Source organism: Lysinibacillus sp. GW247-5R2A (assembly GCF_059424475.1).
In genome coordinates this window covers 59,222-81,883 of record NZ_JBWKZL010000001.1, presented here as the reverse complement: position 1 = coordinate 81,883, position 22,662 = coordinate 59,222, and the positions used below count along the sequence as shown (strand labels likewise).

Below are 22,662 nucleotides of genomic sequence, written 5' to 3'. Positions count from 1 at the left end.
AAATGAGTATTAAAGTCGTAATTAAGCGAAACACATATTTTGATTCAGTATCATTGATGTCACTTTCAACAAAAGCGAATCAAATTGAAGGCGTTGAACAAGCCATTATTGGTATGGGTACAGAAATGAACAAGGGAGTTATTCGCAACGTTGGTTTAATGACTCCTGAAGTAGAGGAAGCAACAGCAGGGGACTTAATGATTATTGTGAAAACTGCTAATGCGGATGAAACAGAAAGCGCTTACTTAGCGGTGGAGGAATTATTTACAAATAAAAATTCAGCACAAGCAAAAAGCGATATTAAATACGCAACGATTGATTCGGCTGCACAAGGTATCCCTGATGCAAACTTTGCTGTCATTTCTGTAAATGGTGCTTTTGCGGTTCGTGAAGCACGCAAGGCTCTTGAGAATGACTTACATGTTATGTTATTCAGCGATAATGTAAGCGTGGAAGACGAAGTGGAATTAAAAACATTAGCACATGACAAAGGCTTATTAATGATGGGTCCAGACTGTGGTACAGCAATCATTAGTAATATAGGACTTGCCTTTGCAAACGCTGTAAGAAAAGGCAGCATCGGAATCGTTGCAGCATCAGGTACTGGTAGCCAAGAGGTGAGCATTCGTATTCATGACTTCGGTGGTGGGATTACTCAACTTATCGGTACCGGTGGCCGTGATTTAAGTAAAGAAGTAGGCGGAATTATGATGCTAGATGGTATCCAAGCTCTTGATGCCGATGAAGCGACAAAAGTAATCGTCCTCGTATCAAAGCCACCTGAAGCTAGCGTGGAGAAAAAAGTATTAGCACAAATTAAAGAGTGTAGCAAACCTGTAGTTGTTTACTTTATCGGTGGTAATGAAGAAGCAGTCGTAGCAGCTGGTGGACATTTCGCTAAAACGTCTAAGGAAGCAGCATTACAAGCGGTCTTACTTGCTGGTATTGATGAAGCAGGCATTAACAAACGTGCACTGAACCTTCCATTAATTGAAGAAGTTCGTGCTAAATTATCGCCAGAGCAAAAATATATTCGTGGATTATTCTGTGGTGGAACGCTTTGTGATGAATCTATGTATTTAGCAATGGAAAAATTCGATCATGTATATAGCAATATCCAAAAAAATCCTGACTTCCTATTAAAAGATATTAATGTGAGCCAGGAACATACTTTCATAGACTTTGGGGATGATGACTTTACTAACGGTAAACCGCACCCAATGATTGATCCATCTTCTCGTATTGAGCGTTTCTTACAAGAAGCAAAAGATCCATCGGTTGGTGTCATTGTAATGGACTTCGTTTTAGGCTTCGGTTCACACGAAGATCCAGTTGGCGTTATGCTTCCGGCTATTATTGAGGCTAAGCAATTAGCAGAGAAAGAAGGCAGACACTTAGAGATTATTGGATATGTTCTAGGAACAGATTTAGATAAACCAAGTTTAGAAGATCAAGTGAAAAAATTAGTCGATGCAGGTGTGACACATGCAAGCAGCAGTACAAATGCTGGCTTACTGGCTAGAGAAATGGTTTTGAAAGGAGATCATCATGAGTAAGATTAATGAACTTTTTACAAGTAAAATCAACGTAATTAACGTAGGTATTGAACTTTTTAACAATGATATTTTAGCGCAAAATGCGAGTGCCACACATTTAGAATGGTCACCACCAGGTGGAGGGAAACCAGAAATAATCGCGGCACTAAACAAAATCGATAAAGCTGAATTGGCTGAAAAAATTGAAGCAGCAAACCGTCTTGCAGTCGAAAAAATTGTTAACTCTCAACCGGTTTTAATTGGTTTCGACCAAGCGATTAATGTAGTACCAGGCATGACGAAGAATACAATTTTACACGCTGGCCCGCCAATTACATGGGAAAACATGAATGGTCCCATGAAAGGTGCCGTTATGGGAGCCATCATATTCGAAGGCTTGGCAAAAGACCTTGAGGAAGCGGCGGAGGTTGCAGCATCAGGTGAAATTATATTCTCACCATGTCATGAACATCACTCTGTAGGATCTATGGCTGGTGTTACATCTGCCTCCATGTTTGTACACATTGTTGAAAATAAAACATACGGAAATCGTGCATTTACAAACTTAAGTGAGCAGATGGCTAAAGTTTTACGTATGGGTGCAAACGATGACAGTGTTATTGATCGTTTAGTGTGGATGCGTGATGTTTTAGGACCAATTTTACGTGACGCTATGAAGCTCAATAAAGAGGGAATCGACCTTCGTTTAATGCTCGCACAAGCACTTCATATGGGGGATGAGTGTCATAACCGTAACAATGCAGGTACTGCTTTACTCATTCAAGCTTTAACACCGCATATTTTAGAAACAGATTACCCTGTTGAACAGAAACGTGAAGTATTTGATTTTGTTGCAAGTAGTGAGTATTTTTCAGGTCCTACATGGATGGCTTGTTGTAAATGTGCATTAGATGCTGCACACGGTATTGAGTACAGTACGGTTGTGACAACAATGGCACGTAACGGTGTAGAATTTGGTGTTCGTATTAGTGGGATGGCAGGTAACACATGGTTCACTGGCCCTGCACAACAAGTTATCGGGCCAATGTTTGCTGGTTATAAGCCAGAAGATTCAGGTCTAGACATTGGAGATAGTGCAATTACAGAAACATATGGTATCGGTGGTTTTGCTATGGCTACTGCACCAGCAATCGTTGCCCTAGTAGGCGGAACAGTGGATGAAGCAATTGGTTATTCACGTCAAATGAAAGAAATTACTACAACTGAAAACCAAAACATTACTATTCCATTATTAAACTTCATGGGAATTGCTACTGGTATTGATATCCGTAAAGTCATTCAAACTGGTATTCTTCCAATTATTAATACAGCGATCGCACATAAAGACGCTGGTATTGGTATGATTGGTGCCGGTATTACTCACCCTCCAATGGAAGCTTTTGAAAAAGCATTAATCACAATTAGTGAGAAGTGGGCTTAAGCCCACTTCCTAAAAGTAGGAGGAGCTTTAAATGGAACATGCAAAAATTGAACAGTCCTATCAAGACTATAGAGCACTAGGCTATTCGGAAGAACTATTACCAAAGGGTCCTCAGGAAAGAGACTGGGGGATCACTAACTACATCACAGTTTGGATGGGCGCAGTTCACAATATTATGTCTTATATGACGGTTGCAGGATTTTTTATCTTGGGATTATCTGTTAATCAAGTTTTCTTAGCCATCATGCTATCAGCAGTGATCGTTTCCGCAGGCTATGCCTTAAATGGATATTCTGCCTCTAAATATGGTATACCATTTGCAATACTACTAAGGGATGCATTCGGAGTAAAGGGTTCCATTATTCCAGCCTTATGTCGTGGATTAATTGCTGGGGTTGTTTTCTTTGGTACAACCACAGTGGTAGGGGCACAATCTCTAAATGTTTTATTCTCTAGATTCATTCCGAACTATATGTCTATTGGTGGGGACTTCACTCTTTTTGGCTTAGATGTTCCGACAATGATTTCTTATAGTATTTTATGGATAGTTACAGTTTTACTATTTTTGGGCGGCATGGATATGCTGACTGTTTTCGGTAAATATTCATCACCAATCGTTTATATCTTCATCATTGGAGCAGCGATTTGGGCAATCAATATTGCTGGTGGCATCGGTCCAATTTTAGATTACACACCGGCAACAAAAATGGAGAGTCCATTAGTATTTATTGCTTGTGTCAGCGCATTGGTATCCAATTGGGCTGGTCCAATCGTTAATATTGCAGACTTTACAAATAGAGCTAAATCACCAAAAGCTATGATCTATGGTTTATCTATTGGTATGATCGGTTCCTATCTACTATTTGCCATCACTTGTATTAGTTTAATAGCAGGGACAGAAATTGCATTCGGACAACCAATTTTTAATATTGTCGATGCAATCGATAAAATCCAAAATCCATTTTCTGTTATTGTATTAATTTTAGCATTAAATGTTGGGGCAACTGCATTTGTCGTATTCGGTAATTTACTACCATCAGGATTACAAATGACAACGCTATTCCCTAAAGTATTTACAGTAAAAACAGCAGGAATTTTAACAGCCATTGTTGGAACAATGATTTTGCCTTGGAAGCTAGTATCTAGTACAGAAACTTTATTCTTCTTCTATAGTTTTATTGGCTCTATGTTTGGTCCAATCGCAGGTATTATGTTGTCAAGTTTCTATATCGAGCGTAAACGTCGTATTGAATTATCTACAATTTATGTGCAAGAAGGTAACAATGGGGCTTATAAATCTGGCTATAACATCGTAGCATGTGTCGTGCTCTTGATTAGTTTTATGCTACCAATGTCAGGTGCTTTCCTTAAAGGTGTGCCTTTCCTAGTGAAGCTAAATGATTTTGCCTTCTTTAGCGGACTAATCGTATCGTTCATTTTATATACAGTGTTATATCGATTTAATAACCAAAAAATTCAAAATAATGTGGAAAATGAAGTAGGGGTGTAGTTGTGAGTAAATTAGTAATTGTAGCAATCGGAGGCAACTCGTTAGTAAAAGATAGCGGTAGTGAATCTATTCAAAGCCAGCAGGAAGCTGTTGCTCAAACTGTCGAACATATAGCAGATATGATTCAAGAAGGCTATAAAGTGGTTGTCACACATGGCAATGGTCCTCAAGTAGGTTTTACGCTACAAAGAAGTGAAATTGCTAATGAAATATCTGGCATGCCAGCAGTACCTTTAGTGAACTGTGTTGCCGATACACAAGGCGGAATTGGTTATTTAATTCAACAAGCCCTAATCAATGAACTGGCGAAGCGTCAAATTAATAAAAAGGTAGTTAGTGTAATTACACAAGTGGAAATCAATGAAAATGATCCGAACTTTGTTAATCCTACTAAGCCAGTAGGTTCATTCTTTACGAAAGAGCAAGCGGATGCTATGTTAGTGGAACATCCAGATTGGAAAATGATAGAAGATTCAGGACGCGGTTATCGTCGTGTGGTGCCTTCACCACTACCAATTGATATCGTGGAAAAGGATGCAATCAAATCACTGATTGACAATGATTATGTAGTCATCGCAGTAGGCGGAGGCGGTATCCCAGTGATTAGAAAAGAAAACAATATCTATGAAGGTGTAGATGCTGTTATTGACAAAGACTTTGCAACAAGTCTGTTAGCAGCTCAAGTAAATGCGGATTCATTAATTATTACAACAGGTGTTCCACGAGTATTCATTAACTTTGGGAAGCCTGAACAACAAGCACTTAAGGAAATTACAATTGAAGAAACAAAGAAACATGTTTTAGACAATCAATTCCCACCAGGAAGTATGCTACCAAAAATCGAAGCCAGTTTGAGCTTCTTAGAAAATGGTGGTCACCGAGTTATTATTACAAATCCTGAGAGTCTAAAAGAGGCTATCAATAATCAAGCGGGTACTCATATTATTAATTAACATAGGGGGAATCACGGTATGGATTATATTCAATTAGCAGTTGACAAAACTAAAGACGGGATCGACCAAAATATTGGCGGACCTTTTGGTGCTACGATTGTAAGAGGTGATGAAATCATCGCTGTTGTCGGAAATACGATGATGCGTGACACAGACATAACTGCACATGCAGAAATAGTTGCCATTCGCGAAGCTTCTAAAAAGCTTGGCACAATGGATTTATCGGATTGTGTAATCTACGCAACATGTGAACCATGTCCAATGTGTGTTTCTGCCATTATTTGGTCAGGAATTAAAGAAGTGCATTATTGTAATACAGCAGAAGATGCTCATGTACATGGCTTCTCGGATATGCATATACGTGATTATTTTTCTGGTAAAGATAAAAGTATGCTAAACATGCATAAAATGGAGACGCCAGAAGAATGTGATGCACTATTCCATCATTTTAATAACAAAATGGCTAATAGCAAATAATAGCCTATCATCAAGACATTAGAGTAGGGATCTCGTTATCGAGAATCCCTTTTCTACTTTTCATCCAATAAGTTATGAAATAATTGGTACAATTAAAAAAGATACAGGACAAGAGCAATTTGGTTTGATTTCATCTTCGTAATTCTTAAGAAGGAGTTGTTTACATGGTTGGCAAAGAACGTTATCAACAATTACTAAATAAAATGAATCAATATAATTCAGGTGAGAAAGGAATTACGAGAGTTGCCTATACAAATGAAGAGCAGGCTTGTTTACATGCCTTCATTCGTTTATGTAAAGATGAACATCTTCAAATTCATATTGACCCATGTGGAAATCTTATTGCTCGAAGAGAAGGTAAAGTACCAGGATTACAGCCTGTAGTCATGGGCTCTCATTTAGATACAGTTTATCAGGGTGGAAAGTATGATGGTGTTGTTGGCGTAACGGCAGCTCTGGAGGTCATCAAACGTTTAAATGAGAAGTCAATCGTGACCAAGCATCCCATTGAAATTATTGCATTTGCGTGTGAGGAGTCCTCTCGTTTTGGTGTATCAACGGTTGGCAGTAAAGCAATGGCTGGGCTTATTGATAAAGAAAAATATCGTCATCTCGTAGATCGCGATGGCATTTCCATGGAAGAGGCCTTTGCACACTGTGGGCTAGATTTTAGTAGTGTAGATCAGGCAAATAGAGCAGGGGAAGGTTTTCAGGCCTTTTTTGAGTTACATATTGAGCAAGGTCCAATGCTTATTAGCTATGAGAAAAAAATTGGAATTGTTACGGGAGTGGCAGCACCAGTCCGTTTATTAATGACATTAAACGGGAAAGCCTCCCATTCAGGTACAACACCGATGAATATGAGGAAGGATGCACTTTTAGGGGCATCAGAATTAGCATTAGAATTAGAAAAAGCAGCGATAGCCGAGCAAGAGTTTGGAACAGTGGCAACAGTAGGTATATTAGACGTTGTTGCAGGGTCCATGAACGTTGTACCAGGACAAGTGGAGCTGACAGTCGACATTCGTTCCTCCTCAGTACAATCAAGGGATCGAGTTCTTCAGCAGTTCTATACGGCCATCGCAAATGTTCAACAAAAGCGACTGCTTGCTATTGACTATAAAGTCATTAGCTCGGAGGAGCCTGTCCTACTTTCACATCGTCTAATGAAAGGGTTGGAAAGTATTTGTATAGAAAAAAATCTCTCCTATCAATATATGCAAAGTGGTGCGGGACACGATTCAATGAATATGACTAGACTCGGACCAGTTGGCCTTATTTTCATCCCATCCGTGGACGGCTTAAGTCATCATCCTGATGAACATACAGACCTTGAAGATATTTTATTAGGCATAGATGTTTTAGAAGAAGCGGTTTTAAGATCCGCTATAGTTATCTAGCATGATGCGTGCTAGACAATAGCGGGAGCGTTGTTTGTCGTGCAGGCATGCACTACTTAATTACTCACCATAGCAAATTCTTATGCGGTGACAGCTAATTGTTCAGTAGAAACTCAGGTAAAAGAAAAAGCGACACACCTTGAAATGACTGGACAAGGTTTAGGAATGAAGGAAATGAGGACACTCGAAGAAAGACGACTTTTAAGTATGTAGTCGTCTTTTTCGTATGAATTTAATGGGTAGCATGGGGCTTCTGATTACCAATTTTTAATTGAATGGTGATCATGACAATTACGATTATCATCATGCCAATAATGGCAGCTGTAAAGTTCCCTGTGTAATCTCTTAAAAGGCCCACAAATAGGGGACCGAGAGCAGCAAATACGAAGCCGACAGATTGGGTCATAGCCGCTAAGAAACTAGCTTCTTGGATATCTTCGGCTTCATCTATTGGTAAAGTTAATCCTAATGAGAATAAGCCACCTGCCCCAATGCCGATCAGGACACTACTTAGCCAAGGGTTAATGGAAAATAGCAGCATTGATAAACCGATTAATTCAAGTAATGAACAAGCTACTAGCCAAACAGCTCGATGCTGGAAGCGGTTATTTAAAATAGGGACTAAAAACGTTGCAGGCATTTGGGCAACCGTTAATAGGGTGAGCATCATTCCAGCATCATGTTTACTATAGCCCATCTGCTCAGCTATTGGTGGTAACCAGGCCATAATCGTATAAAACATGAAGGCCATTAAACCAAAAAAACCTGTTAATAGCCAAGCTTTTTCACTTGTTAAAATTTGCTTGATAGAGATTGTATTTTTATTACCTGTAGTACTTGTCGAGTGTGCCTTTTGCTCGATAGGCTTCCACCAAAAAAACAAAGCGATGATCGCAAGTAAAGCCCAGGAAGCTGCAGAGATTTGCCAAGAGTGAAAAATGGTGCTTAATGGGATGGATAGACCTGAACCTAAGGCAGCCCCTACAACTAAAGAGAGTGAATAAATACCGACTATACGAGAAGGATTTGCAAACTTTGCTTTAATAAAACCTGATAGTAATGGACCAACAATGGCAATACCTATACCCGCCAATAGAGCTGTAACGTGCATGACCCAGGCAGAGTAAGCAAAGTACCTTGAAGCGGTTGCAAGCCCAATTAATATGAGGGAGTAGGCAATCGCTCGTTCAATACTCCAACGATTGGCGAGCTTGAGCGCGATCGGTGCAAATAACCCCATGCATAAGACAGCTAATGACGTTAATAAACTAGCGCTTGCCGCACTCATATGCAATGTTTCTCGGATAGTTCCTAATAAAGGTGAAACGGAAGTAATAACAGGTCTTAAATTTAAAGAAGCCAAAATAATGGCCATGATAGGTAAAATCGTTTGCTTCATTTTCATGCTATATCAACTCCATAGGTTTGAATAAATAAATCCTAAGTTGAAGTCTATAACAACATAAATAATTGGACAATACTATTATTACTATTACAATGATAGATATAAACTATGATGGGTTGTGATTCATATGGAAATACGTCATCTACATTATTTTATGGCAGTCTGTGAGGAGCTACATTTTACAAAAGCGGCTGAAAAACTAGGTATTTCTCAACCAACGTTAAGCCAGCAAATCCGGGTGCTTGAGGATGAGCTAGGAATGCCGTTATTTGATCGGATTGGCAAAAAAATAGTGGTGACGGAGGCTGGTGCCTTATTGTTTACCTATGCTACTGCAATGCTTAATACACTACAAAATGTCAAAGATGCTATTAAAGATTTACAAGAGGTTCAAGGTGGTCAAATACGGATTGGTATTATGCCATCTGATTTAGACTATCGAATTACACAACTTGTCATTGATTTTCATCAAAAATTCCCTGGGGTAAAGCTTACAATCCTTGCTTCTATCGATATTATGAGGCAAGTCCTTGAAAATGAAGTGGATATAGGGATTGGGACGAATGTTGAGCCCCATGATCATTTAGTCATTATTCCTTTACGAAAGGAGGAGTACGTTGTAACGGTTTCAAAGGAGCATCCATGGGCGCAGCGAGAAGCAGTCACTATTGCTGAATTAAAGGACCTTCCATTGGTCATGTATCCTGAAGGCTTTTTAGGAAGAGAAATAGTCGAGGAGACAGTGAAAAAGAATGGTTTCCAGCTCCATACTATTCTTGAAACAAGCTCTGTTACGTCAATTATGAATCTAGTACGCGCAAATATAGGAGCTACGGTACAGCCCTATCCATTAATTCAGCAAATGAATGATTCCGATTTACGTATCATTCGTCTAACAGATGATATTCCTAGTCGAAGTTTGTCAATTATTTACCGAGTGGATCGTTATGTAGGTCACGCCACCACAGCTTTTATAGAACAAATAAAAGCATATTTAAAAGAAGAAGGATTTTGAAAACTTCCTAAAAATATAAGTTCCTTTTTTTGGGGAGTTCCCATATACTAATTATAAACCGACAGACGGTCTAAAAGTGTAGTATAAGTTTTGTCACAACGAACATCTAAACTTATAGCTACACTTTTTTTATACAAAAATAATGACCGACAGTCGGTCTATTGAAGGGGAGACAGTATATGGATACATTTGTAAAGGAAAAAGGGTTTTCGAAAGATTTTAAAATTCTTGTATTTGGTCAGATTATTTCTATTTTAGGTTCTGCCTTATTAAGGTTTGCGCTATCGCTTTTTGTTTTAGATATGACGGGCAGGGCCGATCTTTTTGCCGTGCTATTTGCCATTTCAAGCATACCTATTCTTCTTACACCATTCGGTGGTGCCCTTGCCGACCGTTTTAATCGACGGCATTTAATGGTGTTATTTGATGTTATTAATAGTGTCGTTGTCTTGATATTCTATCTCACATTATGGACTGAATATCATTCAGTGTTAGGGATAGGCGTAGTTATGGTGCTCCTGTCCATCATTAGCGCTATGTATTCACCTGCAGTCATGGCTAGTATTCCGTTATTAGTAAGAGAACAGCATCTTGAGCAGGCAAATGGAATCGTGAATGGGGTGCAGGCTTTGGCTGGTGTTGCTGCACCAGTACTAGGTGGAATTCTTTATGGATTATTAGGCATCAAAATTCTGGTCCTTGTAAGTGGTCTATTATTTTTCGGTACAGCCATCGTAGAAATGTATATGACCATTCCATTTGTGAAACGAGATGATAATGGACAAATAATCATGACGTTATACAAGGATATAAAGGAGGGATTTGCATATGTTGTGAAGCAACCCTTTATTTTAAAATGCACGGTACTAGCCGCCTTATTAAATTTATTATTTACACCGCTCTTTATCGTAGGAGTACCGATCGTTCTTCGTGTCACGTTAGGAGTAAGTGATTCGTTGTACGGAATAGGGATGGGTATGATTGATTTTGCAACCATACTTGGTGCCTTAACGATGGGCTACTTCGCTAAAAAACTCCAAATTAACAGGCTATATATTTGGGTATTGGTGACTGCTTTTTTGGTGATTCCTATGGCCATTGCCGTCATTCAGCCCATACTTCAAATAGGCTATTATGCTTCATATTTATTATTTACCGGTTGTGCGCTTGTGATGGCGATGATGATGACAATCATTTCAATCTACGTAATGACGCTTGTGCAAAAAGAAACACCCAATGAAAATTTAGGGAAGGTCATGGCGATCATGATGGCTGTTTCACAATGCATGGCACCACTTGGGCAAATAGGCTATGGACTGTTGTTCGAGACATTTCGCGCCCACCTCTTTATACCGATTTTAATGATTTGTATGATGATGCTGCTTTTGGCGCTACTCACGCATAGATTATGGCGTATACATGCTTGAACACAAAAAAACTACCACTTAAACGGTAGTTTTCTTTGTGTGATTGGCTTGCTAAAATCTACGAGGTCTACGAGGTCTAGATTTAGGTCTATTTGTATCAGTGCGTGTGGGCGTAGTTGGGAAAAGCAGGATGGGCCTATGTTGATCATTATTTCCAATATGTGTAGACTCCTCTGCTAGTGATTCCACAATTTCTTCTTCCTCTGTGAAAGGAATTTGAGAAGCATTTAATAATGGTGCGGGCGACTCATTATGATGTGTCGTACTAGTAGTACTGGCCGTAGGGGTAGAGGCTGTCGTCGTACTAGTAGTAGTAGCCTCATGATGGGTAGGCTGTTCTATTTCAGCATGCGGCTGTTGAACAGCGTGGACATCCTTCATTACAAGAATAGGTCGCATCATATCATGGTCCTCATGCTCAAGGAAGTGACAATGCCACATGTAATTCCCCACATGATCCTTCCATTGCATAATAATTTTCGTAACTTTGCCAGCATCCACTTTCACCGTATCTTTCCAACCACGCTCATAGTCCCGAGGCTCCTCTGGTGGCCCTGTAAACGATACGATTCCTTCATTTTGATAGAGTTCTAAATCAAATGGCTGACGTTCAAGAATTTTAAATTGAATGAGATGCAAATGAATAGGATGTATAAAGGGCGTAGTATTAATAAAACTCCAAACTTCAATACTATCTAAGGAAGGCTTTTCTGTCGCTGGGTCATGGTACATTCGGTTGTTCAATAACAGCATAGGTCTGCCGAATTCATCTGTTGTTGCTGTCAAAGGTAATTGTCTATCAATATGTGCATGATGTGGATGTAAATCCATTGTGACTGCCAGCCTCTCGGGAATTTCACTCGTATCCTCACATTTTAAGGGAAGCGATACTTTAAATTGCATAATGACGTTCGTATGCTCATCGATAAAATCCGTATCTGTGTTGAGTAAGGTGATTTCCTGCCCCTCGCAAGCTGAAAAATCAATGATGATATCTGTGCGTTCAGCAGGTAGCAGCTCTACAGATTGAATCGCTTGAGGAGCTGATAAAAAACCACCATCTGTGCCTATTTGCATCATAGTTTGCTCATTTGACAAGCTGATGACATAGCCTCTTCGATTGGAGCCATTCAGGAACCGAAATCTATATTTACGAGGCTCAACATCTAAATAGGGCCAAAGCTTTCCATTGACTACAATGGTGTTACCTACGAAGCCAGGGGTAATCGAAGGATGTACAGTAACTGGGAATGGTGGTTCATCAGGATAAAATAAAGAGCCATCCTCATTAAATGATTTATCTTGAATCAAAATAGGATATTCGTATTCTCCACATGGTAAATTGGAACGTTCCTCCAAAGCATCTCTTAGTAAATAGAAACCTGCTAAGCCTGCATAGACATTTAAACGTGTTAAAGCCATAGCATGGTCATGGTACCACATTGTAGTACCAGGCTGGTGGTTCGTATATTCATGGATTTCTTTATTAAATTTTGGACCAGTATGTCGATAATCTCTTGTGTACCATGCCTCTGGATGACCGTCGCTCTCCCAATCCACATTAGCTCCATGTAAGTGAGTGACGGTTCTTACCTCTTGGGAATCGTTGGCTGCATGAAGTGTAAAATCCACTGGTAAAAAGTGCTGTAGTGGTAATTGATTTTTATATTTAACGTAAATCGGTTTATCTTTCGTCGCTTCTATAGTTGGTCCTGGATAAAGTCCGTTGTACCCCCATATTAATGTATTAGGAAAATGCTTGTGAAAACGATGCTCGCCCTCCATCATGATCAGTTCGTAATAATCGTGTTTTTTTTGCCCCCTACAGTACTTTGGCTTTGCTATCACTGGCTTCTGTAGAGCATCTACAAATTTTGGAATGGTAGCTGGATCAGAAGGGTTAATTGGTAAACTCAAAACATCACATCCCTTTTCAATTACTTAACATGCCTAGTTATCACATCATATGGGTAAAAACAACAGTTGACTGGGACAAAAATGGAGAAAAATGTGAAAGGTATAAAAATTTAATGGAGGGGGAAAACAATAGGGCATTATATAGCTGTCTTACAAAAGTTTTTTGAAATCGAGGTAATAGTTGGTATATTGCTAAAAAGTCGGACGAAGTGAATAAATATGTCTTATAATTGATACAGCAAGAAGTGAAAGTGGATTAAATAGGGGCTTGGAAAAGTGGTGAGACAGTGGTGTTAACATTAGAGGAATTAAATAAAACAATCATGGAAATGCGCATAAAGGGGTATTTAACAGATGCGCTGAAACTGGCAGATCAAGGTCTTTTAGTAGCTTTAGAGGGTAATAACTATGCGTATGTATTGGATTTGTACTATCAGAAAATTTTAGTACATCACTCTTTGGGCGATACTCTAGCCATTGTCAGCCTTATTTTCGACTATGAGGCTATCTGTGAAAAATATGGTACTAGCAAAGATTTGATGCAGTATTATTTAGTCATGTCCTTAATCTACGATATGGTGGGAATCCGTGAAAAAACAGCAGAGATGACGAAAAAGTCAATTGCTTATGCTCAAGAATTACAAGATTTTATGATGCTTGTTCGTTGTCATAATAATTTATGCTATATAGAGGTAGAAAAGGGCTGTACGAAGGAAGCCCTTCAAGCAGGTTTGTTAGCAAGAGAATACAATAAAACGCTATATGAGACACAGCCAGATTTAGCAAGATTATTAGATATTCGCATTAATAATAATTTAGCAGATGTGTATATTTTGGAAGGGGATTTTGTGGCAGGGAAGGCATTGCTTGATGACTCATTAACCTCTAGCATAATTTCTCAACATAAACCTGAAAAAGTAGCAGCTTGGTTTGGCTATGGCTTTTTATATGAAAAGCAGCACAAGCTTGAAGAAGCGGTGCAATATTATCAGCAAGCAATAGAACTTGCCAAATCCTATGGTGATAAGCCCATTACAAAAAAAGTGATGCGCTTATTGTTAAATGTCCTATACCAATTGAATTGGCGAGATGAAATTTTTGATGTCCAAAAAGAATATATTGATCTTTCCGAACAGATGAGCGTTGATAATTTATTACAGCAAGTGTTGAATTTGGAATTTAAGCGTCAAAAAGAGAGATTAGAAAGAAAAGCACATTATGATCCATTAACAGGTGTTTTGAATCGCCACTTCCTGGATCACGAGCTAGATGAATGGTTACATGCTGCCAAAATGGCCAAATCCAATGTATGTATTACAGTTCTTGATATTGATAATTTTAAATTATTTAATGATACGCATGGACATTTGTTTGGCGATCGAGTTTTACAACTGTTAGCTAATGGCTTGAGGGAGTTTTTGCGGGAGGAAGACGTAAAAATTATCCGTTATGGAGGGGATGAATTCATTGTTTGTATGCGCCATCCACAAAAGGATTACATGAAAGCACTTGTCCAAAATACACACGCTCATTTGCTTACGCTAACATTAGAAAAAGACCAGAAAAGCTATCCATTAAAGGTCAGTATGGGAGCTTGTATAAATGATCAGAAAAATTATTATTATAATGATTTATTTGAACAAGCTGATCGCTGTTTGTATGAGGCAAAAGATAAAGGCCGTGCCACCAATGTTATCTATGAACTATTATAATTTGAGTGATTCCTATTTGCAGTGTTGAATAGGAATTTTTTTCTTGTTTCAGGCAATATTCTTGAGAGAAATTGAAGCGTCATCGGAAATTAGAACGAGGTAAAATGATACGGAATGAAATTTACTGTACCAATCATTTGAAAACGTTATTCTAGCAACGTACAATATATGAAATTAAGAAACACGACAGCACAAAATTGTTGTATAATGTTGTGGTATGAGGAAAGAAAGCAGGTTGACAAAATGGAAAGCAAAATGAATTGTTATGCAGTTAAAAACACACACAAACATCAGCTATGTGTTGTGCCAAAAAGGCACGATATGAAACAACAGGTGAATAGATGAAAAACTGGTTAATTTTCATTTCTGTCTTTATTGTTTCGTTGTCACTTGTCATTAGCATTTTAGTACTCTGGAAAGCCGAGGCTCCGTTCCGTTCAATTGAAGAGCAGGCTGAACAGTTGGCACTCGATGCCAAAGCCCTCGCAGTTGTATCGGAGTCCTACACATATAATGGCAAACATTCGTATGTTACTGTGTTCGGGGTAGACGAATACGGTGATAAAAAGGCTGTCTTTGTTCCCACGAATCTAGACAAGGATTCCATTCAGGAAGTGTTAGTAGAAGATGGTATTACGGAAAAGCAAGCATTATCGGTTTTTAAAAATGAAGGAAATGTACAAAAGGTCCTCCACATGAAATTGGGCTATGAGGAGCCGGGCGCTGTTTGGGAGATTACATACCTAAACGACCATGACAAACTCAACTATGTCTATATTATGTTTAAGGATGGCGACTGGTGGAAGCGCATTACGAATTTATAAGAGGAGTAGATCCCGGATGAAAAACTTATTAGCAACACGTGTAAAAACTTTAACACCATCTTCAACATTAGCTATTACTGCGAAAGCAAAAGCATTAAAAGAGCAAGGTATTGATGTCATTGGCCTTGGAGCTGGTGAACCAGACTTTAATACACCTCAAAACATTTTAAATGCTGCCATTGATTCAATGGAAAAGGGGTATACAAAATATACACCTGCTGGCGGACTTCCAGTGCTAAAAAAAGCTATTATTGATAAACTACAGCGCGATAATAATCTTACGTATCAGCCAAATGAAGTGATTGTTGGTGTAGGTGCAAAGCATATTTTATACACATTATTCCAAGTTATTTTAAACGAGGGTGATGAAGTTATTATTCCAATCCCTTATTGGGTGTCTTATCCTGAGCAAGTTAAATTAGCGGGCGGAGTACCTGTTTATGTTGAAGGTACACGTGAACAAAACTATAAAATTACTGCTGATCAATTAAGAGCTGCTGTGACTGATAAAACAAAAGCGGTAATTATCAACTCACCTAGCAACCCATCTGGTATGATATATTCACGTGAAGAGCTTGCAGAACTTGCTGCAGTTGCAGAAGAAAAGGATATTTTAATCGTGTCAGATGAAATTTATGAGAAGCTTGTATACAATGGTATTGAGCATTTTTCAATTGCACAACTTTCTGATGCAGTAAAAGCACGTACAATCGTTGTAAATGGTGTAGCAAAATCACACTCTATGACAGGCTGGCGTATTGGTTATGCTGCGGGTGATGCGGACATAGTGAAAGCAATGACTGACCTTGCATCACATTCAACATCTAATGCGACGACAACTGCACAATATGCAACTGTTGAGGCGTATAATGGGCCACAGGACGCGGTAGAGGAAATGCGCCAAGCATTCGAATCTCGTCTTGAGAAAATTTACCCACAGGTAAGTGCAATTCCTGGCTTCCATGTATTAAAACCACAGGGTGCATTCTACTTATTACCAGATGTAGCAGAAGCTATGGCTCACACTGGATATGATTCAGTAGACGCATTCGCTGCGGATATTTTAACAGAAGCAAACGTAGCCGTAATTCCAGGCTCTGGCTTTGGTGCACCAACTACTATGCGATTATCTTATGCAACATCTTTAGACTTACTAGAAGAGGCAGTCCGTCGTATTGATACATTTGTAAAATCAAAATGGCAAGACTAATCCCTCTAGACGACTTTGGAGGATTTCTATGAAAAAAATTATGATTAAAGATATGCCACAGCATATCGGTGAAACAGTCAAAATGGGCGCTTGGCTAGCTAACAAACGTTCAAGTGGTAAAATCGCCTTCTTACAACTTCGTGATGGCTCTGGTTTTGTTCAGGGTGTTGTCGTGAAAGAAGAAGTGGGCGAAGAAATTTTTGCAACAGCTAAAGGATTAACGCAAGAAACTTCTATGTATATTACAGGAGAAGTGAAAGCTGACGAACGTTCAAGCTTTGGCTGTGAGCTAGCTGTAACAGGAATTGAGGTTCTACATACAGCAACAGATTTCCCTATTACACCGAAGGAGCACGGTCCTGAATTTTTAATGGATAACCGTCATTTATGGTTACGTTCTCGTAAACAACATGCCATTATGAAGGTCCGTAATGAAATCATTCGTGCAACTTATGAATTTTTCAACAACAATGGTTTTACAAAGATGGACCCACCAATTTTAACAGGATCTTCACCTGAAGGTACATCTGAGCTATTTCATACGAAATACTTTGATGAGGATGCATTCCTTTCTCAATCAGGGCAGCTTTATATGGAAGCGGCAGCTATGGCACTAGGAAAAGTATTTTCATTCGGTCCAACTTTCCGTGCTGAAAAATCTAAAACGCGTCGTCACTTAATCGAGTTCTGGATGATTGAGCCAGAGATGGCTTTTGTAGAGTTTGAAGAAAATCTAGAAGTACAGGAGCAATATGTGACGCATATTGTACAATCTGTTCTGGCTAACTGCAAATTAGAATTAGAGCGACTTGACCGTGATACATCGAAACTTGAAAAGATTCAAGCGCCATTCCCTCGTATTTCGTATGATGATGCGATTAAGCTTTTACATGAACAAGGTTTTGACGATATCGAATGGGGCGACGATTTTGGGGCACCTCATGAAACAGCTATTGCCAATTCATTCGACAAGCCAGTATTCATTACATGCTACCCAATAGGCATTAAGCCTTTCTATATGCAACCACATCCAGATCGTGATGATGTTGTATTATGTGCTGATTTAATCGCACCTGAAGGCTATGGTGAAATTATTGGTGGTTCTGAGCGTATCCATGACTATGATTTATTAAAATCTCGTCTTGAAGAGCATAACCTATCATTAGATGCATATGCATGGTATTTGGAGCTTCGTAAACATGGTTCTGTTCCACATTCAGGCTTCGGACTTGGATTAGAGCGAACTGTGGCATGGATTTCTGGCACAGAACATATTCGTGAAACAATTCCATTCCCACGTTTACTGAACCGCTTATATCCATAAGCAAATCAATTTAAAAGTCGCGTAGTGAAATATCTACGCGGCTTTTCTACTTACTTAAAGAAGGAGTCTAGAGGAATATGAATGCAAATAATCATCGACTCCGTACATGGACTGAGCAGAGAATGATTCCCATTCCCCAGCTTTTTTTTCAGTTTTATAAGGAGTTAAATATAGAGGATGAAGAGGCGCTAATTGTTATGCACTTATTAGCCTTTCATATGGAAGGCTATGACTTCCCTACACCAAATGATCTAAAGAATCGTCTCACAATGCCAGAAAATGAACTAACATCCCGTTTACAACGATTAATGCAAAAGGGCTTCCTTGAAATTACTCGTGATGTGGATACAGGTGGCAAGCTCTATGAAAAATATTCGGTTTATCCACTCTGGGAGCGAATTGTGCAGATGATCGAGATGAAAGAGCAACAAAAATCTGCCACAACACTTCAACAAGAAGAAGGAGAGATTTTCCGACTCTTTGAAGAAGAAATGGGACGTCTTTTATCTCCTTTAGAGCTTGAAAAAATAGGATGTTGGCTTGATGAGGACAAGCATAGTCCAACACTCATTAAAGAGGCATTGAAAGAAGCTGTTTTTGCTGGGAAACTGAGCATTCGCTATATTGATCGTATTTTGTTAGAGTGGAAGAAGAAAAATATTACGACACCTCAAGCGGCACAAAAGCAAAGTGAGCAGTTCCGAGAGAAGCAAACATTTAGCAGGACTCCAGCACGGACAGTTCAACAAGACACGCAACCAACTAACAAAGTACCTTTTTATAATTGGTTAGAAGAGAGAGAATAGGGGGCATCCAGTTTGTTAACTAAAAAACAGTGGGAGCATTGCCTAGAAGAAATGGATCGAATGTTTCCTAATGCACATTGTGAGCTAGTGCATGACAATGCCTTTGAGCTCACAATTGCGACATTATTGTCTGCACAATGTACGGATGTACTTGTTAATAAGGTAACCAAAACATTATTTCAGAAATATAAAACGCCTGAAGATTATTTGGCTGTCCCGTTGGAAGAATTACAACAGGATATTCGCTCTATTGGCTTATATCGCAATAAAGCAAAGAACATTCAGGCTTTATGTCAACGTTTACTAGATGAATATAATGGCGAAATACCAGCAACCCGAGAAGCACTTGTAACATTGCCAGGTGTAGGTCGCAAAACAGCCAATGTGGTGCTATCAGTAGCCTTTGATATCCCCGCGCTAGCAGTTGATACCCATGTAGAGCGTGTTTCCAAACGTCTAGGTCTATGTAGATGGAAGGATTCCGTACTTGAAGTAGAAGAAACAATCATGAAAAAAACGCCGATGGATAAGTGGTCGAAAACGCATCATCAGTTAATTTTCTTTGGTCGTTATCATTGTAAGGCCCAAAATCCTGGCTGCCATACCTGTCCTTTACTAAGCGATTGTCGTGAAGGTCAAAAGCGTTTGAAGAAAGGCTTGGTGAAGGAAGCATGAATAGTGAGGCGATCGCAAAAGATCAGGTAGATGCTTGGTTTGCCCAATGGACAACTCTTCAAGCAACTATCCACGAAGCTCATGATGCTAGAAATGGTACAGCGAAAGGCTTAATGGAAGAGGCAATCCAATTGTTTGAACAGCTTGTACAAGCGGCAGGAGACGAGGTACTGCCCATTAATGGGGTTGAAAGACTTGCCTTTATTAAAGCGAAGCCAGGGCAATATGCTTGTTACCGTCAGCTAGATGAATTATTTAAGGAAACGAAAAAGCGTACAGCACGTTTACGAATTCAAGCAAGTAAAAAATAGAGTGGCAGAATCAAACCTTGTGCCGACAGAAAAAACCGAGAAGCATTATATGCTTCTCGGCTTTTTGTTTATTCTGAGCTTGGTTCTTCATTATTAGGGTCAACAGGATCCGTAGGAGGAGTTGGTTGCTGGCTTCCATCTGAACCGCCATTGTTTCCACCGTTGTTTCCGTTATTCCCACCGTTGTTGCCATTACCGTTACCATTGCCATTATTATGACCGTTATCTTGGTCTTCTTCACCAGGATCTGTTGGTAAATCAATGTCTGGCTCTTCCGGCTCTTCCGTCTCTACATCCTCTTCTTCAGTTGTACTTGTAATTTGGAAAGTTGTGGTACCAGGCTCGCTTCGTGTACCATCCACAACGGCTACGACTGAAATCGTGTAATTGCCATCTTCCAACGTATTGGCAACGGATAAACCTTTGCTCTCTGTTTTACCAAGGTCAAACTTTTTACCATCATCACGGGTTGCAGTTACTTCAAATGAAGTTGGTAATGGTTCATCTGTTTCTGGATTCAAGCTGGCATCATGTTCCCAAGAAATATTGATAGACTGTGCCCCTAAATCTAAGCTTGCAGATACGTTGTATGGTGTAGCCAATTCTGGTGCCTCATAAACATTCGACACTTCTGTTGGCTCAGTACCACGAACGAATAGCTCTGTTTGACGTAATTCGCTTGGTGTAAAGTCACTTGCCAATTTCAATGGCTTAGAGCCCACTTCAATCGTTGCTTCTACAACAGTACTTGGCTTTTTAAAGCTTTCTGTTTCAACGTTTGCTGAAATGTCTTGCATAATCGATTTGAATAGATTTTGTGGTAAACGACGTTCTTCCCACGTTGTAATTGGATCAAAGTGTTTTTCATAGCCACTCCATATAGCGATGGAATAGTTTGTCGTATAACCAGCAAACCATGAATCTGGCACACTTGTATTTGGTAAATTATGTTTATTGAAATCTTCAGCTGAATAGTTGGTTGTACCTGTTTTACCTGCGATGTCTAATCCTGGGACATTGGCCGCTGTACCTGATGCGTCAGGTTTATTGCCAACTACATCACGTAGCATATCTGTGACCATATAAGCTGTAGCTTCACTCATCGCTACATTAGGCTCAGGTGTATAATTTTTAGATGTTTTCCCATCACGGTAAACAATTTTTGTAATAGCATGTGGGTCTGTGTAAACCCCGTTATTTCCGAATGCTGCATAGGAAGCCGCCATTTGAATAGGGGAGATAGTAATCGCCCCACCACCAATTGCGTCTGATTCATACAGGTTTTCTGTTTCAATCCCTAAACGTCCAACAAATTCCTTCGCATTTTCAGTACCTACCTCTTGTAATGCTTTGACAGCTGGTACGTTTCGTGAAGCATATAATGCCTTACGAGCAGTCATGGCACCCATATATCTGCCATCCCAGTTTGTAATAGTTTGCTTTGAATTGGAATAGTTCATAGGTTCATCTACAAGTGTATGACCTGTAGACCATTTTAAATATTCAATGGCTGGGCCGTAGTCCACTAATGGTTTCATGGTAGAACCAGGTTGATTTTTTGTTAAATCATCTGCATAGTTCCAGCCACGTTCGGCACCATAATGTCGACCGCCACCAACAGCTTGGATAGCTCCTGTTTTCGTATCAATGACCGCTACACCTGACTGAATCTCTTCAGTAGGGAAATTGCTGTCATCGTTCATCACATTTTCAACAACTTTTTGGGCATTTGGATCAAGAGTAGTATAAACTTTAATCCCTTCTGCCATAGCTGAACTATCGCCATTATTTTCTAATTCATTAATAACGACATCGAGGAAGGCATCGTATTTAGAGCCAGCAAATGTTTGACGAGTTGCATCGTCAGCAAGACCTGCTTGGACATCAACGTTTTTAGCTTCTTCCATTTCCGTTTTTGAAATTTTTCCGTGTTGATACATTAATCCTAAAACCGTATTACGACGTTGCTTGGCAAGGTCAGGGTTTTTCAATGGATTATAAGCATTTGGTCTTTGTACGAGCCCTGCTAATAATGCTTCTTCATCTAATGTTAAATCTTTTAATTCTTTTCCGTAGAAATATTGGGCTGCTGTACCAAAGCCATAAATACGGCCTGACATTAGCATTTTATTGAAATACATTTCAAAAATTTCTTCTTTTGAATATTTACGTTCTAATTGAAACGCTAGCCAAGCTTCCTGTGCTTTACGTTTTAATTTCTTTTCATTTTGTAAAAATGAGTTTTTCACTACTTGCTGTGTTAGGGTAGAGGCACCTTGTGCACCAAAGCCATCACGGAAGTTAGCAAGTATAGCACCACCTAGACGGTAGAAGTCCATGCCGTGATGTTTAAAAAAGCGTACATCTTCCGTTGCAAGAATAGCGTTCACCATATCTTCGGGAATATCTTCATATTTTATATATTTACGGTTTTCAGCACCGATTGTCGCGAATATTTCACCGTTTTTATCGTAGAACTCTGAAGACACAGGGTCTTTCAATAATTCCTCATCAAGCTTAGGAGCTGTACTTGCATAGTAAGCAAATAATCCTGCGCCTCCAATGAAGCCTACCACACCGATGACTAATAACGTTAAGAAAATACGTTTTATCCACATTTTAGCGGGTGTTGACGACTTTGTAGTTGTTTTCTTACCTTTTTTATTTTTTTCAGCGAGAGCCTTTTGATGCTCTCCACGTGTTCGACGACGTTCAGTCAT

At 39.3% G+C, this 22,662-nt stretch carries 18 protein-coding genes; 15 read left to right on the top strand and 3 right to left on the bottom strand.

Translation table 11 applies throughout. From position 1 onward, the window contains the following. Positions 1–2 precede the first annotated feature (2 nt). From fdrA to AC07YC_RS00350, 6 genes are all read left to right on the top strand, one after another. Positions 3–1,556, top strand: a complete 1,554-nt coding sequence (gene fdrA / locus AC07YC_RS00375) for an acyl-CoA synthetase FdrA (RefSeq protein WP_494918065.1) — start codon at positions 3–5, stop codon at positions 1,554–1,556. Beyond that, positions 1,549–2,976, top strand: a complete 1,428-nt coding sequence (locus AC07YC_RS00370) for a YlbE family protein (protein ID WP_336634009.1) — start codon at positions 1,549–1,551, stop codon at positions 2,974–2,976. The genes fdrA and AC07YC_RS00370 overlap by 8 nt, the downstream gene beginning before the upstream one ends. Positions 2,977–3,007: 31 nt before the next feature. Beyond that, positions 3,008–4,486, top strand: a complete 1,479-nt coding sequence (locus AC07YC_RS00365; RefSeq protein WP_494918064.1) for a cytosine permease — start codon at positions 3,008–3,010, stop codon at positions 4,484–4,486. A 2-nt stretch (positions 4,487–4,488) separates the two neighbouring features. Beyond that, entirely contained in the window at positions 4,489–5,439 is a 951-nt protein-coding gene (arcC, locus tag AC07YC_RS00360; RefSeq protein ID WP_494918063.1) for a carbamate kinase, read from the top strand. A gap of 18 nt (positions 5,440–5,457) precedes the next feature. After that, positions 5,458–5,916 carry a nucleoside deaminase gene (locus tag AC07YC_RS00355; RefSeq protein ID WP_336634006.1) on the top strand — a complete coding sequence of 153 codons (459 nt, stop codon included), beginning with the start codon at positions 5,458–5,460 and terminating at the stop codon, positions 5,914–5,916. Between the two features lie 164 nt (positions 5,917–6,080). Continuing rightward, positions 6,081–7,316 carry a M20 family metallo-hydrolase gene (locus AC07YC_RS00350; protein ID WP_336634005.1) on the top strand — a complete coding sequence of 412 codons (1,236 nt, stop codon included), beginning with the start codon at positions 6,081–6,083 and terminating at the stop codon, positions 7,314–7,316. A gap of 232 nt (positions 7,317–7,548) precedes the next feature. Here AC07YC_RS00350 and AC07YC_RS00345 read toward each other — a convergent pair whose 3' ends face one another. Then, positions 7,549–8,721 (bottom strand): MFS transporter, encoded by a 1,173-nt coding sequence (locus tag AC07YC_RS00345; protein WP_494918062.1) that lies wholly within the window; start codon positions 8,719–8,721, stop codon positions 7,549–7,551. Positions 8,722–8,848: 127 nt separating this feature from the next. On the opposite strand from AC07YC_RS00345, the gene AC07YC_RS00340 reads away from it, so the two are divergent. Together AC07YC_RS00340 and AC07YC_RS00335 are read left to right on the top strand one after the other, a co-directional pair. After that, positions 8,849–9,736: a LysR family transcriptional regulator gene (locus AC07YC_RS00340; protein ID WP_494918061.1), complete on the top strand. Its 888-nt coding sequence runs from the start codon at positions 8,849–8,851 to the stop codon at positions 9,734–9,736. Positions 9,737–9,915: 179 nt separating this feature from the next. Beyond that, positions 9,916–11,163 (top strand): MFS transporter, encoded by a 1,248-nt coding sequence (locus AC07YC_RS00335; protein ID WP_494918060.1) that lies wholly within the window; start codon positions 9,916–9,918, stop codon positions 11,161–11,163. Positions 11,164–11,214: 51 nt separating this feature from the next. Here AC07YC_RS00335 and AC07YC_RS00330 read toward each other — a convergent pair whose 3' ends face one another. Then, entirely contained in the window at positions 11,215–13,080 is a 1,866-nt protein-coding gene (locus tag AC07YC_RS00330) for a multicopper oxidase family protein (RefSeq protein WP_494918059.1), read from the bottom strand. A 287-nt stretch (positions 13,081–13,367) separates the two neighbouring features. Here AC07YC_RS00330 and AC07YC_RS00325 point away from each other — a divergent pair, with 287 nt between their 5' ends. The 7 genes from AC07YC_RS00325 to AC07YC_RS00295 all read left to right on the top strand — a co-directional run bounded on the left by AC07YC_RS00325 (position 13,368) and on the right by AC07YC_RS00295 (position 19,942). After that, positions 13,368–14,792, top strand: a complete 1,425-nt coding sequence (locus tag AC07YC_RS00325; RefSeq protein ID WP_494918057.1) for a GGDEF domain-containing protein — start codon at positions 13,368–13,370, stop codon at positions 14,790–14,792. 341 nt (positions 14,793–15,133) lie between these two features. Beyond that, positions 15,134–15,616 (top strand): cell wall elongation regulator TseB-like domain-containing protein, encoded by a 483-nt coding sequence (locus AC07YC_RS00320; protein ID WP_336633999.1) that lies wholly within the window; start codon positions 15,134–15,136, stop codon positions 15,614–15,616. A gap of 16 nt (positions 15,617–15,632) precedes the next feature. Next, positions 15,633–16,826 carry a pyridoxal phosphate-dependent aminotransferase gene (locus AC07YC_RS00315; RefSeq protein WP_336633998.1) on the top strand — a complete coding sequence of 398 codons (1,194 nt, stop codon included), beginning with the start codon at positions 15,633–15,635 and terminating at the stop codon, positions 16,824–16,826. A 28-nt stretch (positions 16,827–16,854) separates the two neighbouring features. Beyond that, entirely contained in the window at positions 16,855–18,150 is a 1,296-nt protein-coding gene (asnS, locus tag AC07YC_RS00310; RefSeq protein WP_036124723.1) for an asparagine--tRNA ligase, read from the top strand. Positions 18,151–18,227: 77 nt separating this feature from the next. Then, positions 18,228–18,956: a DnaD domain-containing protein gene (locus tag AC07YC_RS00305; RefSeq protein ID WP_008176501.1), complete on the top strand. Its 729-nt coding sequence runs from the start codon at positions 18,228–18,230 to the stop codon at positions 18,954–18,956. Positions 18,957–18,968: 12 nt separating this feature from the next. Next, on the top strand, positions 18,969–19,631 hold the full coding sequence (gene nth / locus AC07YC_RS00300) for an endonuclease III (RefSeq protein ID WP_089985122.1): 663 nt from the start codon (positions 18,969–18,971) through the stop codon (positions 19,629–19,631). After that, complete coding sequence (locus tag AC07YC_RS00295; RefSeq protein WP_036124728.1) at positions 19,628–19,942, top strand: YpoC family protein; 315 nt, start codon at positions 19,628–19,630, stop codon at positions 19,940–19,942. Before nth ends, AC07YC_RS00295 begins: the two co-directional genes overlap by 4 nt. Positions 19,943–20,010: 68 nt before the next feature. On the opposite strand, the gene AC07YC_RS00290 is transcribed toward AC07YC_RS00295, so the two are convergent. Beyond that, complete coding sequence (locus tag AC07YC_RS00290) at positions 20,011–22,662, bottom strand: PBP1A family penicillin-binding protein (protein WP_494918056.1); 2,652 nt, start codon at positions 22,660–22,662, stop codon at positions 20,011–20,013.